Origin of the sequence: Sphingobium sp. B2 (assembly GCF_007693735.1) — a bacterium.
Taxonomy (GTDB): domain Bacteria; phylum Pseudomonadota; class Alphaproteobacteria; order Sphingomonadales; family Sphingomonadaceae; genus Sphingobium; species Sphingobium xenophagum.
Genome location: NZ_VDBZ01000007.1, coordinates 1 through 14,033, shown reverse-complemented (window position 1 = coordinate 14,033; position 14,033 = coordinate 1). Strand labels below are relative to the sequence as shown.

15 protein-coding genes and 1 pseudogene are annotated in these 14,033 nt (G+C 61.8%); 4 read left to right on the top strand and 12 right to left on the bottom strand.

The features are described from left to right. Positions 1 to 4 precede the first annotated feature (4 nt). Genes FE851_RS24050 through FE851_RS24030 form a run of 5 tightly spaced genes read right to left on the bottom strand, consistent with a single transcriptional unit; the run spans position 5 to position 1,879 of the window. The gene (locus FE851_RS24050) at positions 5 to 622 is read right to left on the bottom strand and encodes a histidine phosphatase family protein (RefSeq protein ID WP_145206822.1); all 618 of its coding nucleotides are present in this window, start codon (positions 620 to 622) and stop codon (positions 5 to 7) included. Positions 623 to 640: 18 nt separating this feature from the next. Next, on the bottom strand, positions 641 to 868 hold the full coding sequence (locus FE851_RS24045; protein ID WP_261371176.1) for a helix-turn-helix domain-containing protein: 228 nt from the start codon (positions 866 to 868) through the stop codon (positions 641 to 643). Continuing rightward, complete coding sequence (locus FE851_RS24040; protein WP_145206821.1) at positions 855 to 1,274, bottom strand: helix-turn-helix domain-containing protein; 420 nt, start codon at positions 1,272 to 1,274, stop codon at positions 855 to 857. The genes FE851_RS24045 and FE851_RS24040 overlap by 14 nt, the downstream gene beginning before the upstream one ends. 34 nt (positions 1,275 to 1,308) lie before the next feature. After that, entirely contained in the window at positions 1,309 to 1,629 is a 321-nt protein-coding gene (locus FE851_RS24035; RefSeq protein WP_145206820.1) for a type II toxin-antitoxin system YafQ family toxin, read from the bottom strand. Further along, the gene (locus FE851_RS24030; RefSeq protein WP_145206819.1) at positions 1,598 to 1,879 is read right to left on the bottom strand and encodes a type II toxin-antitoxin system RelB/DinJ family antitoxin; all 282 of its coding nucleotides are present in this window, start codon (positions 1,877 to 1,879) and stop codon (positions 1,598 to 1,600) included. The genes FE851_RS24035 and FE851_RS24030 overlap by 32 nt, the downstream gene beginning before the upstream one ends. Positions 1,880 to 2,293: 414 nt before the next feature. On the opposite strand from FE851_RS24030, the gene FE851_RS24025 reads away from it, so the two are divergent. Both FE851_RS24025 and FE851_RS24020 read left to right on the top strand, forming a co-directional pair. Further along, a complete protein-coding gene (locus FE851_RS24025) occupies positions 2,294 to 2,929 on the top strand; it encodes a transcription elongation protein SprT (protein ID WP_145206818.1) in 636 nt (211 codons plus the stop codon). An 81-nt stretch (positions 2,930 to 3,010) separates the two neighbouring features. Then, complete coding sequence (locus FE851_RS24020; protein ID WP_145206817.1) at positions 3,011 to 3,664, top strand: ParA family protein; 654 nt, start codon at positions 3,011 to 3,013, stop codon at positions 3,662 to 3,664. Here FE851_RS24020 and FE851_RS26415 read toward each other — a convergent pair. Both FE851_RS26415 and FE851_RS24010 read right to left on the bottom strand, forming a co-directional pair. Further along, the gene (locus FE851_RS26415; RefSeq protein WP_186378978.1) at positions 3,648 to 3,905 is read right to left on the bottom strand and encodes a hypothetical protein; all 258 of its coding nucleotides are present in this window, start codon (positions 3,903 to 3,905) and stop codon (positions 3,648 to 3,650) included. The genes FE851_RS24020 and FE851_RS26415 overlap by 17 nt on opposite strands. A gap of 86 nt (positions 3,906 to 3,991) precedes the next feature. Beyond that, a pseudogene (locus tag FE851_RS24010) lies at positions 3,992 to 4,453 on the bottom strand (IS6-like element IS6100 family transposase); the annotation flags it as partial. Here FE851_RS24010 and FE851_RS24005 point away from each other — a divergent pair. Further along, positions 4,440 to 5,600, top strand: a complete 1,161-nt coding sequence (locus FE851_RS24005) for an MFS transporter (RefSeq protein ID WP_145206815.1) — start codon at positions 4,440 to 4,442, stop codon at positions 5,598 to 5,600. The pseudogene FE851_RS24010 and the gene FE851_RS24005 overlap by 14 nt on opposite strands. A gap of 820 nt (positions 5,601 to 6,420) precedes the next feature. Here the strand turns inward: FE851_RS24005 and FE851_RS24000 are convergent. The 5 genes from FE851_RS24000 to FE851_RS23980 form a co-directional block, all read right to left on the bottom strand. Further along, on the bottom strand, positions 6,421 to 8,742 hold the full coding sequence (locus FE851_RS24000) for a TonB-dependent receptor (protein ID WP_186378977.1): 2,322 nt from the start codon (positions 8,740 to 8,742) through the stop codon (positions 6,421 to 6,423). 430 nt (positions 8,743 to 9,172) lie between these two features. Next, positions 9,173 to 9,613, bottom strand: a complete 441-nt coding sequence (locus FE851_RS23995; protein WP_145206813.1) for a DUF6010 family protein — start codon at positions 9,611 to 9,613, stop codon at positions 9,173 to 9,175. A gap of 3 nt (positions 9,614 to 9,616) precedes the next feature. Then, positions 9,617 to 9,976: a DUF6616 family protein gene (locus FE851_RS23990; protein ID WP_145206812.1), complete on the bottom strand. Its 360-nt coding sequence runs from the start codon at positions 9,974 to 9,976 to the stop codon at positions 9,617 to 9,619. 89 nt (positions 9,977 to 10,065) lie between these two features. Continuing rightward, on the bottom strand, positions 10,066 to 11,175 hold the full coding sequence (locus tag FE851_RS23985) for a class II histone deacetylase (RefSeq protein ID WP_145206811.1): 1,110 nt from the start codon (positions 11,173 to 11,175) through the stop codon (positions 10,066 to 10,068). A 166-nt stretch (positions 11,176 to 11,341) separates the two neighbouring features. Next, positions 11,342 to 12,370, bottom strand: coding sequence for a GlxA family transcriptional regulator (locus tag FE851_RS23980; RefSeq protein WP_145206810.1), 1,029 nt, complete (start codon positions 12,368 to 12,370; stop codon positions 11,342 to 11,344). A gap of 259 nt (positions 12,371 to 12,629) precedes the next feature. On the opposite strand from FE851_RS23980, the gene FE851_RS23975 reads away from it, so the two are divergent. Beyond that, a partial coding sequence (locus FE851_RS23975) for an amidohydrolase family protein (RefSeq protein ID WP_186378976.1) occupies positions 12,630 to 14,033 on the top strand: 1,404 nt, incomplete at its 3' end.

The following is a 14,033-nucleotide window of genomic DNA, read 5'->3' as shown; positions in this document are numbered from 1 at the left end:
GATTTCATCCCATAGCCGGCGCATATTCCCAGCGCCCGCCCTGCCAGTAGAATCCTACCCGCTGCGCGTTGCTGATCGCGGGCGGCTCGCCCTTGCGCCAGAACGCCCGCATCTTGGCCCGTTCGTCCAGATCGGCATCGGCGACGATCGCGCGCGCGGCCTGGATGAACTGCCCAGGCCCGAACACATAGACCAGCGATCCCGCAGGCATGGCGGCGAGCCGCGACAGCGCCGCCTCGCAGCGCCGCAGCAGCGTGGCGAAGCTCTCCGCACCCTCCCCGTCGCAATAGTGCGGGTCCGCGTCCTGCCAATAGCGTTCGAGGTGCGGCATCCGCTCGGCGCTGCGCGTGCCGTTCCAGCGCGCCGGTTGGAGATAGGTAAATTCCTCGATCGGCCACACTTCGACCGGCACGCCGGGAAAGCGCGCGATCGTCGGCGCGGCCGTCTGCCGGGTGCGCGTGTAGGGCGACGTGACGATGAGCGCCGGCGTTTCGGTCCAACTCGCCGCGACCGCCCTCGCCTGTTCGTGGCCCAGCTCCGTCAGCTCGATCGCCGCGAGGTCATGGCACGGCACGCCGGCGTTGCCGGTGCTTTCGCCGTGGCGGATGAATATGGCCCTCATGGCTCGCGACGGTGCCGATCAGGTGAGAATCTGGATGCCACGCCGTTTCACCAGCGTCAGCAGAGCGAGCGAGGCGCCAGTCGGTCGCATCGAGCCGGCCTCCCAGCGCTGGACCGTGCGCTTGTGGGTGACGAGCAAGCGGGCAAACCCGGCCTGGCTCAAATCGCTATCTTGGCGAATCCGCCTGATTTCGGCGGGCGCGATCGGCTGGTAAAACGGCTCGCAGTTCGGATCAGTCCCCGTCATGGTCGTTCATCCCGGCCACGCCGGCGGACGCGCCCGCTTCGGCGATGGCATCGTTGATTTCCTCGATCGTGAACCGCTTTCCGTTACCCTTCACCATCCCGCGCAGATCGTCCCACGAGCTTTTGCGCGCGGCGGGCGGCTCGACGCCTGCCGCCGTCGCGACGGTCATCAAATCATCCAGCGAGAATCTGTTAAACTTCCCGCGCAGGAGGTCGTTGAGGCGAGGCCGTGTCAGCCCGAGCCGCTTGGCGGCCTCGCTCTGCGGCACGTCCCACGACTTCACCCGCGTGGTGACACTCCGCATCAGGTCCGCGCGCGTCCGCAACTCCGTCGCTTCCTCCGGCGTATCGGCGATTGCGTCAAAGACGCAGGCGAAGGTTTCGACCTTCATGTCGTCGGCGCTCATTGCCTACCTTCCAAATTTTCCGCTGTCGCGCTGCCTACTCGAACAGTTCCGAATGGGTGCCGGCGCGCACGAAGTTCACCAAATTCCCCTCGATCGTATAGATGAGTAGAAAGTCACCGCCGATATGACATTCGCGATGATCGCTCCAATCGCCTTTCAACGAATGATCCAGCCACTCCGGGCCTAGCGGCGCATCATTGGCGATGAGCAGCATCATCGCTTCCTTGAGCTGCTGCATGTTGTAGCGCCCGCTGCGCGACAGCCGTTCCCAATCCTTGACGAACCTTTTTTCATAGGACGCCTCGCGCGGGAACGAAGCGCGCTTACTGCTGGCGGGCTTCTTGGTCGAGGGCATCGAACATTTCCTGGGGATCGGTGAAGCGGGCGCGGCGAGCCTTCAGCGTCGCGCGGGACGACTCGATCGCGGCGCGCGTTTCGGCGTTCGGAACCTTCAGCTCGAACGGTAAGGCATGATCCTTTGCGACTCGCGTAAGGGTCATGCGGACCACATCCGAGACGGTCAGCCCCAGCTCGGCCAGCACGGCGGCGGCTTCATCCTTCAATGTTTCATCGATGCGCGCGCGCACGAAAGCGGTTGCGGCCATGAGAACCTCCTTGGTCAAGTCTGCAATGTAGCTCAATTGAGCAACACTTTCAATTGAACGGGATGCGCCTGCCGCTGCGCGGCACCGTGGCCCTACTCGCTTCGCTCCCCAAGCCCGCAAGCGGTCTTGGCCGAAGGTGACGGTCCGCATGGCGGGACCGAGATCGCAAGTGGATCTCGGGGCATGGTGCCGGCGTGCGCCGGCGTCGATGTTCGTTCGGGGGGAAAGGCGGTCCCGGCCGCCTCTCCCCCGCAACGGGAATAGACGGGCCGAGGCTCAGTCGCTTCGCTCCCTGCGCCCGCACCACCCCGTCGATGCCCGCTGCCCCCCACTCTCGCCGGCTGCTCCGCGCGAGCTCGGGAGCGATGGCGAGAGGCCATCGCCCCGAAGGGCGATTTGAAGGGAGTGGAAGGCATGACGCAGGACAATCGCGAAAGCTGGCTCAACCGGGTGGCGCTGGGGATGGCGCCGCTGTTCGAGGCGCTGGATGCCCCCCTGCCCTCGCGCGTGCGCGTCGCGATCGGCTTTACCAGCGCGGGCCGCAAGGGCAAGGCGATCGGCGAGTGCTGGGATAACCGCTTGAGCGCGGACGGGCATTTTGAAATCTTCATCCGCCCCGACCTCGCGCACGCGCCCGGCGCGATGCCGTCGCAGATCGCCGCCATCCTCGCGCATGAGCTGGTCCATGCCGCCGTCGGCATCCCGGCTGGACATGGGGCGGCGTTTAAACGGGTCGCGCTGGGGCTGGGGCTTGTCGGGCCGATGCGCGCCACCACCCCCGGCGAGGCGTTCCTTGCCGCCGTCGCGCCAATCCTCGATGCCGCTGGCCCCCTCCCCCATGCCCGTCTCGACACGGACGGGGCGTCGACCGCGCCCAAGCAGCAGAAAACCCGGATGCTCAAATGCGAGTGCGCGACGTGCGGCTATACCGTCAGGACCGCGCGCAAATGGTTGGAACAGGCCGGTGCGCCGCTCTGCCCGATCGAGGGGCATGGGCGGATGGAGCATGAGCCGTTGGATGACGACGAAGGCGAGGGCGGCGAAGATTAAGCGACTAAGCGATTAATGACGCGGCTTGTCTGCTTAGCGACTAAGCGATATAAGCCGCATAATCGCTTAGCAGGAGCCATCATGCAAACTTGGGCTATCATCGCGCAGAAGGGCGGTCAGTCGAAAACGACCATCGCGACCGCCTTTGCCGTGGAAGCCGCCCGCGAGGGAGCGGCGGTCGTGATCCTCGATGCCGACGACCGGCAGGGGTCCGCGCTCTATTGGTCCGAGCGCCGGGAAACCGAAGATGTAATGGTGAAGGATAGCAGCGTTGCGGGCTTGCCGCTGCACGTCTCGCGCGGGCGCGACAGCGGCAAGGTGGACCTCATCATCATCGACACGCCGGCGAACTCGAAAGACATTGCCATGCTCGCGGCCGAGCAGGCCGATTTCGTGGTGATCCCGGTCGCGCCGCGTGGGCTGGACGTTCATTCCGTCCTGCAAACCGTCAAGCAGGTGCAGCAGGCGGGAACGCCGTTCGCGGTGATCCTGACCCAAGTGCCGCACCAGGGCGGGGAGGGCGCCGAGGCCCGCGCCGGCTTCGCCGCGAAGGGCGTCACCTTGTTCGACACCGCGCTTCATTTCCGCAAGGATTTCTACAAGGCGACGCCGATCGGCAAGACCGCGATCGAGCTGGACCCCGAAGGGAAGGCGGCGGCCGAGTTGCGCGCCGCATTTGAAGAAGCTAAGCGACTAAGCGGCTATGCGAATAAGCCAATTAGCGAGGTAGTGTGATGGCGAAGAAACCATCGGCCTTGGCCGGCATCTTTGACGACGAACCCGCAACCGAGACGCCCGCGCCCAGCCCGATCGCGCCCGCAGCCGTGGCGCAGCCGACACCGGCGCGAACGCCGGCGCCGGCGAAGGCCGCGCGCGGGGCAGGGGAGGGCGCGCGCAGCGTTCCGGCCGACAGCCCAGCACGGCGCAGCAGCCATCCCGGCAAGAAAGCCGTGCTGATCCATATCCCCGAGGACATGCACCGCACCTTGCGTCAGCTTAGCGTTGAGGAAGGGGGCGAGCCGCTGACCGTCATCACCGAGCGGCTGTTGCGNCCCGGTCCAGCTTTCCTTCGCGCTTCAATTCGGTGATCGCTGCACCATAGCTCGGCGCTTTGTCGGTATTGAGCGTGGCAGGCTTTTCCCAGTGCTTCAGGCCTCGCAGGGCCTTGCCCAGGAACCGCTTCGCTGCCTTGGCGCTGCGGGTCGGCGACAGGTAGAAATCGATCGTGTCGCCCCGCTTGTCGACTGCCCGGTACAGGTAGGTCCACTTGCCCCGCACCTTGACGTAGGTTTCATCCAGGCGCCAGCTCGGATCAAAGCCACGCCGCCAGAACCAGCGCAGCCGCTTCTCCATCTCCGGGGCGTAGCACTGGACCCAGCGATAGATCGTCGTATGGTCGACCGAAATGCCGCGTTCCGCCAGCATTTCCTCAAGGTCGCGATAGCTGATCGGATAGCGACAATACCAGCGCACCGCCCACAGGATCACATCACCCTGGAAATGGCGCCACTTGAAATCCGTCATCGTTCCGTCCGTCCAATCTCCGCCAAGCATGCTCAAGCTTCACGATTTTTGCAACAGAGCCATGTATCTCACCTATTCGCTGTTCGAGGTGCCGAGCAACATGATGCTCGCCCGCTTCGGCGCTCGGCTTACCTTGACGCGGATTGCGGTGTTGTGGGGCTTGTGTACCACAGCCTTGGCAGCCGTATGGTCAGCGGAGAGCTTCTACGTGCTGCGCGCGATACTGGGTGCGGCTGAAGCAGGACTCTTTCCTGGCGTCATGCTCTATCTGACCTTCTGGTTCCCGGTCGCCTATCGGGCGCGCTACAATGCGATGTTCAATTTCGCGGTTCCTGCGGCCTATATATTCGGCTCGGTCATATCCGGCGCCATCCTGGCGATGGACGGTATCGCGGGAATTGCCGGCTGGCGCTGGCTGTTCCTCCTCGAGGGTCTTCCGGCAGTGCTGCTCGGCATCGCTTGCCATTTTCTGCTCAGTGATGGCCCCAAGGATGCCAAATGGTTGAACGCTGACGAAAAAGCATGGCTCGAGGCTCAGTTGACGCCGGCGCATCCTCACAGTGCCGGTACCTTTTCAGCGCTTGCCAAGCCAGAGGTCTGGCTTCTCGCAATGTGCAACTTCGGATTGTTCACGGGATTGTTGACCGTCTCCGTCTGGCTGCCGCAAATCTTCCACGCACAAGGACTTGGTTTCGGCATCACCGGGGTTCTGACAGCTGTCCCGGCCTTGGGCGGGATCGCCGGCATGTACTGGTTCAGCCGGCGCTCGGATCGCAAGAAGGAACGGTTCGGCCATGCTGCCGGCGCATTTTTGCTGGCTGCATCGGGATTTGTGATCGCCGCTTACGGGACTGGATCGACGACCCAAACCCTGATCGGATTTGCCGTCGCCAATGCTGGCGTCTATGCGACGCAGGCCATCTTCTGGACGATCCCGCAAAGCTATCTGCCGCGTGCATCGGCGCCCGTGGCGATCGGAATGATAGCAATGCTCGGAAGCCTCGGAGGCGCGGTCGCTCCTCTCATCATCGGATGGATCAAGGACGAAACCGGCGGCTTCTTCTGGGGTTTCGTAGTCAACGCTCTCGTGTTCTGTGCCGCTGCCGCACTTATCTATGCGATCCGCGGGCGCTTCGAGCGCAGGTAGGAAACCGGAATTCATGCAGCCTTTGAATGGGCATTACGCCAGGCCAGAGACGTGCCCTGTCGTGAAAGGGGTAAAGTTCGGACACGATCAGGCGCCGCATGGTCGCGGCGCCCGACTTCGAAGCTTCCTCAAAAAAGACCTCAGTCGCCGCATCACGACGGCGGCGAAATCTGGACAACATGGCGGAATCTACCAGACCGGTGAACGAGAGTCTGTCCTCTCCGAGGCTAACAAGGCTGGCCAGCGCGCACACGGCCTCGTCTAGACTCTGGCCGGAGCACTCCCCATCTCTGAGGCTACGAAACGCAGACTGAGGTGATTGCTGTCTCGTCGGGTTGCTGCGCTGCGAGCCGGAACCGTCGGCCCCGCTTTTCCGTGAGCCGCTCCAGCTTCTTATTCTGCAATGATTGCCGAGCCGGCAGATGTTTCCATCTGCCTGGAAGCCGCTCGAAGGCGGAGGCTTGATATGGTCTCAGGCGCATTCTCCCCAGAGGAGCGTGATGCCGCAGCTGTCGAGGCCGGGCCCGCCCAACCGTTCAGCGCGTAACGGCATCCACGAAAGAATGGAACGGACCGACAATGGTGCCGGACAAGAATGACCTCGTGCGACATGGCTACTTCAACGCAGACGCCGACATGCGAGCCCCACCAGCCTGAATAAAAAGGAGCCGGTCGGATAACCGACCGGCTCCAGTTTCAGCGTGATGCCTAGAGCGATCTCTGGGCACAGAAAATCACCTGCCGCCTCGGAAATCGCGGTAAGACAATAAGCTAGAGCGACCAATCCGATGCAATCGGATCGTCAGCCGCTCTAGATGGCTCAGTAACGGATGCCGAACCGCAGGCCGATCTGGCGACCCCGCGATATCGAGGCCAATTCACCGCCAGAGGTGAGCACCGTCTGCGCAGCGAACTCCATATACTGCTTGTCGGTCAGGTTCTTGCCGAAGATTGCCACTTCCCAAGGACCATTTTCAGCCTTGATGCCCACTTGGGCGTTCAGCTGCGCAAACCGCTTCTGATAATGCCGCGGGTTGTTGATGGTGCCCGCGTTGAAACCAGTGCGGCCGCTGACTTCCACTCCCTCGGTCATCAGGAGATCGCCGGTCAGCGGATGTTCGTAGTTCACGCGAGCGCCGCCGCCCCATTTGGAGGACATCGGCGTACGAGTGCCCGAGAGATCCTGGCGGCAGACCTGACCTGCAGGCGTAAGCACCTGGAGGGCATAATAGCACGCGACACCGGGGAAGCTGATATATTTCGCGTCGAGATAGGTGCCGTTGAGATTGACGCTCAGCCCGGGCATGGGCCGCCAAGTCACCTCGGCCTCGACACCCTGGGTGCGGGCCTTGCCGACATTGCTGACCAGGAAGGTCGCGACGCCGTCATAGATGGAAACCTGAAGGTCCGTGAACGTCGTCCGGAACGCGTCGATGGCGAACTCGATCTTGCCATCGGCGATCAGGCCCTTCGCACCGATTTCGAACGATTCCGCGGCTTCGGAATCGAAGCGTGCCAGGGCGGGATTCGTACCGGAGTAAATATAGTCGAACCCGCCAGCCTTCGCGCCCTTCACATATTTCGCGTAGACCATCGATCGGGGATCCAGCTTGTACTGGAGGACGACCTGCGGCTGCCAATGCCCCTCCTTGTTGCGGAGACCGACAAAGGAATGCGGCGCGCCGCCGAACCGCGAAAAGGTCGGGTTGAGCGAGCTGTCTTGCAAGGCGCGATATTGAGCCAGGGTGTAGTTGGCCGAGCCGGGGACAACCCTATAGGCAAAGGTTTCCTGATCCGCAGTCTTCTTGATCCGGGAATAGCGGACGCCTGCTTCGACGCTCAGCTGGCTGGTGACGTGATAGGTCAGGTCCAGATAGCCTGAGTAGGTGTGAGTCCTCTGATCCAGGGTCGCCATGCGGCCCACCGGCGGAACCGGAGCACCGAGCGGCTGGATGTTGAACTGCGAGGGACTGGTGATGTTGAGCTTGTTCCACTCGAAATAGCCGCCAGCGACATATTCGATCGGCCCAGCTTCGCCAAAGTAGCGCATCTCGTGGCTGAACTGCTTATAGTAAGATGTCGGGACCCCCTGGAAAAGCGGCAGGTTGGAACCGTCGGCGTCGGCGCTCTGTCGCACGAAGCTCTTGCGATAGCCCGTCGTAGCCGCGAGCGTTCCGCCGAGGAGCTTCCATTGCACGTCCGACTGATAGGTCTCGTTGTGCATATCGACGAAGTCGAGAGCCCCGTAAGGAGCGCCGGCGTTGCTCACCGAACGATGGTCATCCAAACGGATTTCGGGGAAGGCTACGGCCGGAATTACCGTTTGCGCGTAAGGCTGCAAGAGACCGCCGCGCTGTTCTACGTTGGTGTATTCCGCCTTGAGGAAAACCGTCAACGCATCGGTCGGTTCGAGCCGGACAGTGCCGCGGACGCCGTAATTCTTGTCACGCGGGTCGTTGGTACCGGTCAGGTCGTTGCGCACCCAACCCTTGGCAAGGCGCTGATAATAGCCGGCGACGCGGACGCTTGCCTTCTCCGTCAACGGCGTGGTCACACCGCCCTGCAGAAGCAGCTCATTGTTGTTGAACTCATAGGAGCTCGAAAGATCGGCAGCGAACGTATCGCCGGGCTTCTTAGTGGTGATGTTGAGAGCGCCCGCCGTCGTGCTCGTGCCGTATAGAAGCACCTGCGGCCCCTTCAGGACCTCCAGTCTCTCGATGTCGAACAAGGGCAGACGGGCATCCTGGTCGCGGTTGTAGGCAATGTTGTCGACGAATTTGCCGACCGCCTGATCGAACGAAATATTCGATCCGGAACCGAAACCGCGAATGAGCGTGAACGGTGCTGCGGAGCCGTAGCTGAAATAGAGCGCGGGCTGGGTCACGACCAGATCGCGAACGGCTGCGATATTGGCGCGGACCAGCTGGTCGCCACTGACCGATGAAATGGCGACGGGAACGTCGCGCTGGTTCTCCGAGCGGCGGCGAGCCGTGACGACGATATCATCAGGACTGCCGGTTGCAGATGCCTCCGCCTCACGCTGCGCATGGGCGCCCGTCGGCACGAACGCGCCGGCCATCAGCGCGCCGATTACGAACATACTCGCACGGCTCGCTTGGAACCGCGATTTCTGGAACTTCATAACCCCTTCCCCTTTTTGCTGAACACCGCGCAAGGCGCGTTGCTGTCCTCGTTGCGATTGCGGCACGTTGGCCCGATCCCTTGAGCTGTTTCTCAACCCTAAGGTGAAACATAGTAGCATTATCTATAGTTGTTTTGTCACCTATTGTGGGGAGGTGTCAAGCGAGGATCTCATCATCCGACAATCGATGCCGAAACCAAGAATCCAAGAGAATAAGGCATTTTTCGTGGGTCTCGGGTTTGATTCGAAACGCGCACCCTCCTGCTGGACCGTTAGGATCGTCGCTTCGCCGTCAGTGCGCAGGGTTGAGCGATTCGCATAACGGAGGGGCTGGCGATGCAGCACGCAGATAGAATGCCGGTTACCACCAATGAAAAAGGCGAGCGGTTGCCCGCTCGCCTTGTACGACCTTCATCGGATGAAGCGGTTGTCAGACGCCGACCACAAAGAACCAGACTGCGGCAAGACCTGCCGCGTACAGCCAATCGTACGCGGCACAAAAGGCCGGATACCAGGTGGGTATTTCGACAAGGCTGTGCCGCTTGAAATGATGAAGTGCATCCCAAAAGCCGTGGGCGACGTAGGCGGCAGGGATGATCCAGGGATTCCACCACAGGCCCGCCAGGGCCGCCCCGAAGAACAGGGAAGCTACCAGCACCTCGATCACGATTTGGCTGAACGAGCCCTTCTGTAGCGCAAAAGCGACATAGATCGCGCCGATGACCGCAACGACCATGCTGGCAATCTCGATCGATTGCTGCGGTGTCAGAAGCAGGTGAAGCGGCAGCGAAACCAGACTGAAGATGATACCCGCCAAGGCGCCTGCGCCGTGATGCGCAGGCCCATGCTCATGTGATGAGATGCTGGCCATCTATCAGGCTGCTTCCGCGGGCAATTCGAGCCGCACATTGGCATCGAGAATCTCGTAGCCGGTCTGGGCCACGCCGCGGATGTTCACCTGCTCGAAATAATCGAGCCATCCGCTCGCGCGCACATTGGTCTCGAAACCGACCTGGATGTCGCGGTTGGGCACCTTGTAAACGCAGAAGAAATCATAGGGCGCGCGCTGATCGGTATCACGATCGTTGAAGCCATAGGCAATGATCTCGATGCCCATTTCGGGCATCCGATCGAGCGAGCCGGAAATGCCGGCGATGAATGACCGGCGGGTGTCCTCATCCGTTCCACGCCATTTTTCGGTATAGTTGAACAGTTCGATGAAGATGTAGCTCATGATGAACCTTTCTGCTTCTTGAAGGGAGGAGACTGCCAGGCAGCGTCGGCTCGGCGCAGTTTGGATGGGAGCACCACCGCGACGGGACTTCACCAGCGCGGCGAAAATCGATCGAGAAGGGTGCGTGCCGCATCGATGGGCTCGCGTTGATGCGGCTTGATCGCCTGACCATAGGCATTGGCGAGGATTGGAAGAAACGGATCCTCAACCGGCGAAGCAATGCCCGTCATCTCTTCGATGACGGCCAACGCCATGAACGGAACCGTATATGCGTTGTAGCCGCCCTCGTGGAGAGCGAGAACGCGCCCATGTCCGAGTTCGTCCGCGATGTCGAGGACCTGCCGGGCCATCTGGCGAAAGGCGTCGCTCGAAAGCATCTGACGCGACAGCGGGTCAAATCCACCGGCATCGAAGCCGCTCGGGATGATGATCAGATCGGGCTTGAAGGCGCGCAGCGCGGGAACGATCACATCCTCCATGGCAGCGGCATACGCTCCATGGCCCGATCCGGCGGGAAGAGGGATATTGTAATTATAGCCCTCGCCCTTGCCGGCCCCAATCTCATCGACCCAGCCGCCTTCGGGGGGGAAGCACGCTTCCTGGTGGATCGATAGCGTCAGGACGCGAGGATCCTCCCAGAAGATCGACTGGGTGCCGTTGCCATGGTGCACGTCCCAATCGAAGATTGCGACGCGGCCCAGCCCATAGGTTTCGAGCGCGCGGTGCGCCGCGATGGCACCGTTGTTCAAAAACGCGAAGCCCATGCCTGCATTCGCGGTCGCATGATGACCGCAGGGGCGTATCAGCGCATAGGCGTTCTTGACCTGGCCCGACATGATCGCATCGAGCCCTTCGATCGCTCCGCCTGCGGCCAGGCGTATCAGATCGAAACCGCCGGCCGCAAAAAGAGAGAACATACCGGCCGAGCCTCCCGCTTTATCCTGCGCCTTCAGATGGTCCAGGAATGTGGCATCGTGGACGGTGAGGATTTCCTCATCGGTTGCCATGCGGGCGGGGATGGAGACCATCTGGGCACTGAGCCCCGATGCATCCAGCAGATTCTTGATTCGCCGCTTGGTCTCTGGATTTTCGACATGCTGGCCAGGCTGAACATAGCCCCCCGCCGGAATGAGGAAAGCCGCCGTGGGATCGTTCTGATGCCACATGAAACGTTCGTCCCACACCAGACCACTCGCCATTTGCAACCTCCGACGCTGGGCGTTCAAGCCCTCAACCCAAAGAAAGGGCGACGCACGAAGAGCTGCGCGTCACCCCGGAGTGGATGTGATGGGCAGGTGACGCCCTTTCCCACCGAGGCGCAATGACATCCCAGCGTCAAATCGTGCCAACGAAGGCACGCCTTTCTCAATGCTGCGTGTAGGATCCGAAGCGGTCTCGAAACTGCTGCGGGATCACGCCGAAGCAGCGGACAAAGGCGCGGCGCAGATTTTGTTCGTCCCCAAAGCCGCTCGCCAATGCCACCTGTTTCAGCGATTGGTTTGGCAGACGGAGCTGCCGACAGGCCGCCTCCAGACGAAATAGTTCGATGGTTTTCGCCGGGGTGCGTCCGATTTGCGCGACATATCGCCGAAAGAATGTGCGCGGTGCCATTCCCGCTTGTTCGGCCAGGCGCGCCACCGGCAGGTCATCCGACAGATGATCCATGATCCAGGCGTGCAGCTTGTCGAAGGTGACATCACCCGCGGCCTGGGATGCCAGCGGTGCGGAAAACTGCGATTGCCCCCCCGGCCTTTTCATGAACATGACCAGATTACGGGCCATCTGAATGGCGGCGTTGTGGCCATAGTCCTGTTCCAGCAAGGCCAGAGCAAGGTCGAGCCCGGCGGTAAAACCAGCCGAACTCCATAATTTGCCGTCACGAAGAAAGATGGGATCTGCCTCGACGAGGATCTGCGGGAAGCGCTTGGCGAGAGCCCTCGCCGCTTGCCAATGCGTCGTGGCGCGCAGTCCATCGGCAAGACCGGCTTCAGCGACGAGAAAAATGCCTGTGCAGACCGCGCAGATGCGCTCGGGCTTGTCCCCTTCGTGGCGCAACCAGTCTACCAGCGCAGGTGGAATCGGAGGATCGCTCGGCGGGCCGCCGCCCGGTACGATCAATGTATCGATGGGACATTCGGCCAGGTCCGACAGAGCAGTCGTGTTGATCTGCAAGCCCGACGAAGCGGTAATAGGACCACCTTCCAGCGAAGCGACGATGAGCTCATAGCGGGGAAAACGGCCCGCCGCGTCGATCTGCTCCAGCAAATCCCGCGTCAGATGAAAGACGTCGACCGGACCGGCGATGTCGGACAAGGTCACCCGGTCGAAGGCGAGAACCACGATGCGATGCTTTTTCTCCGTCGCGCGCGTGCGTCTGGCGTCTCTCTCTCCCATTGCCCCCTCTCCGCCTGTTCGATGACCTCCACAGTGACACAAGGAAGGTCTGGCAACAATCTCGGCTTTGGCTCAAATCGTGCCACCGTGATGGTGGCAGTATTTGATGGTGATTTGTCATGTCCAGGTGATGGCATGGCCGAGACCGCAAGCTATGCATTTATCTACAGGACAGCCGGATCAGGGGGCAGGGGTGACATTGGGCATTTTGGCTAAAGGGTCTGGTTTCGAGCACGTCCACAGGCCGCATCAAAAGGCTGTGCCGGACAATGACGCTGGTTCCGCATGTGGCTGCTGCGCGCCGCCCGCCGCGTTCCTGTCATCGGTCCACGAGCTTGCGGTCGTGATGACCGGCTTGTCGCAGGAAAGGTGGCAGGACAGCCGGCCCTTTACCCAGGCCCACCATTGGACCTGTCGTGGTGATTATTTTCAGTCACTGCTCATAGACAAGCTGCTGGGCCGCCGATCGCTTGACCCCCTTGAGGAAGCAGCCTGTGCGGCCATGATCGCCCAGTCGGCCGCGCAATCCCCCCCCTCGGACAGCACTGCCCCGTTCCACGGTCGACGCCCTTCGATGGACGCTCCGGGCGACATCGTTCTGGTCGATGGCAAGATCTTCACCGCCGATCCCGATTGTCCTTGGGTCGAGGCGCTTGCCATACGGGCGGGCAGAGTCGTCGCTCGCGGCTCGACGAACACAGTGCGATCCTGTCTAAACGATGCAGGCTGGAAACCGCGCGTGGTGGAACTGGCGGGCCGGACCGTCATTCCCGGCTTCAACGATGCGCACATGCATCATACCCCTGATCCGAGCGGAATCAGATTGCCGATCGATCCCGTCGCCAATCCCGATGCCGATACGACACTGGCCCTTATCCGGGAGGCCGTTGCCCATGCTGCGGACGGCACCTGGATCTTTGGCGTCATGGGCGAGGCCACGATCAACGACACGGGGTTCGATCGGACGCGGATCGATGCGGTCGCCCCCAATCATCCGGTTATCCTTCTCGGGCTCACCAATCACACCAATGTCGTCAACAGCTGCGCCATGGCACGGCTCGGCATTGATGAGCATGAGCCGGACCCATTGGGCGGCCATTATAGCCGGTTGCCCGGGACAGGAGGAATTTCCGGTCGAATTCACGAATATGCGCAATGGTCTCCCCAGCGATGCTTTGCGTCGATGGCCACGATCGAGGAGGGGGCTGCCAGTCTTCGTCTGCTCGCCGCACAGTGCGCTGCCTTCGGGATAACCACCTTACAGAACATGTCGTGGACGCCCGCCGGGCGTTATGTCGATATGCTCAAGGCCGCAGACCTGCCGATCCGCGTGCGCGTGATCCGCTTTCCGCCCAGTGGTCCCGAGGGGCGCTATCTTGGTGAGGGGGCAGACCTGCCCTGCCATCCCGGCCCACGCATAGAGGTGAGCGGCACCAAATGGATCCTTGACGGCACGACCGTCGAACGGGCTGCAGCCATGGATCGCCCCTATGCCGATCGGCCGGAGACCAGCGGAGCCATGAACTTCGCCGCCGCCGAGATCGAGGAAATGCTCAGGGAGAGCGACCGATCGGGTGACCAATTGCTCTTGCACGCCATCGGCACCCGTACGGTCGATGCGGTCGTGGCGTCACCTCAAGGTTTGTTCGCCAGACAACGATTT

Excerpts from the sequence above, each read along its gene's own strand:
- FE851_RS24050 (WP_145206822.1), bottom strand. The coding sequence starts at position 622 with ATGAGGGCCATATTCATCCGCCACGGCGAAAGCACCGGCAACGCCGGC.
- FE851_RS24045 (WP_261371176.1), bottom strand. The coding sequence starts at position 868 with ATGACGGGGACTGATCCGAACTGCGAGCCGTTTTACCAGCCGATCGCG.
- FE851_RS24040 (WP_145206821.1), bottom strand. The coding sequence starts at position 1,274 with ATGAGCGCCGACGACATGAAGGTCGAAACCTTCGCCTGCGTCTTTGAC.
- FE851_RS24035 (WP_145206820.1), bottom strand. The coding sequence starts at position 1,629 with ATGCCCTCGACCAAGAAGCCCGCCAGCAGTAAGCGCGCTTCGTTCCCG.
- FE851_RS24030 (WP_145206819.1), bottom strand. The coding sequence starts at position 1,879 with ATGGCCGCAACCGCTTTCGTGCGCGCGCGCATCGATGAAACATTGAAG.
- FE851_RS24025 (WP_145206818.1), top strand. The coding sequence starts at position 2,294 with ATGACGCAGGACAATCGCGAAAGCTGGCTCAACCGGGTGGCGCTGGGG.
- FE851_RS24020 (WP_145206817.1), top strand. The coding sequence starts at position 3,011 with ATGCAAACTTGGGCTATCATCGCGCAGAAGGGCGGTCAGTCGAAAACG.
- FE851_RS26415 (WP_186378978.1), bottom strand. The coding sequence starts at position 3,905 with ATGTCCTCGGGGATATGGATCAGCACGGCTTTCTTGCCGGGATGGCTG.
- FE851_RS24000 (WP_186378977.1), bottom strand. The coding sequence starts at position 8,742 with ATGAAGTTCCAGAAATCGCGGTTCCAAGCGAGCCGTGCGAGTATGTTC.
- FE851_RS23995 (WP_145206813.1), bottom strand. The coding sequence starts at position 9,613 with ATGGCCAGCATCTCATCACATGAGCATGGGCCTGCGCATCACGGCGCA.
- FE851_RS23990 (WP_145206812.1), bottom strand. The coding sequence starts at position 9,976 with ATGAGCTACATCTTCATCGAACTGTTCAACTATACCGAAAAATGGCGT.
- FE851_RS23985 (WP_145206811.1), bottom strand. The coding sequence starts at position 11,175 with ATGGCGAGTGGTCTGGTGTGGGACGAACGTTTCATGTGGCATCAGAAC.
- FE851_RS23980 (WP_145206810.1), bottom strand. The coding sequence starts at position 12,370 with ATGGGAGAGAGAGACGCCAGACGCACGCGCGCGACGGAGAAAAAGCAT.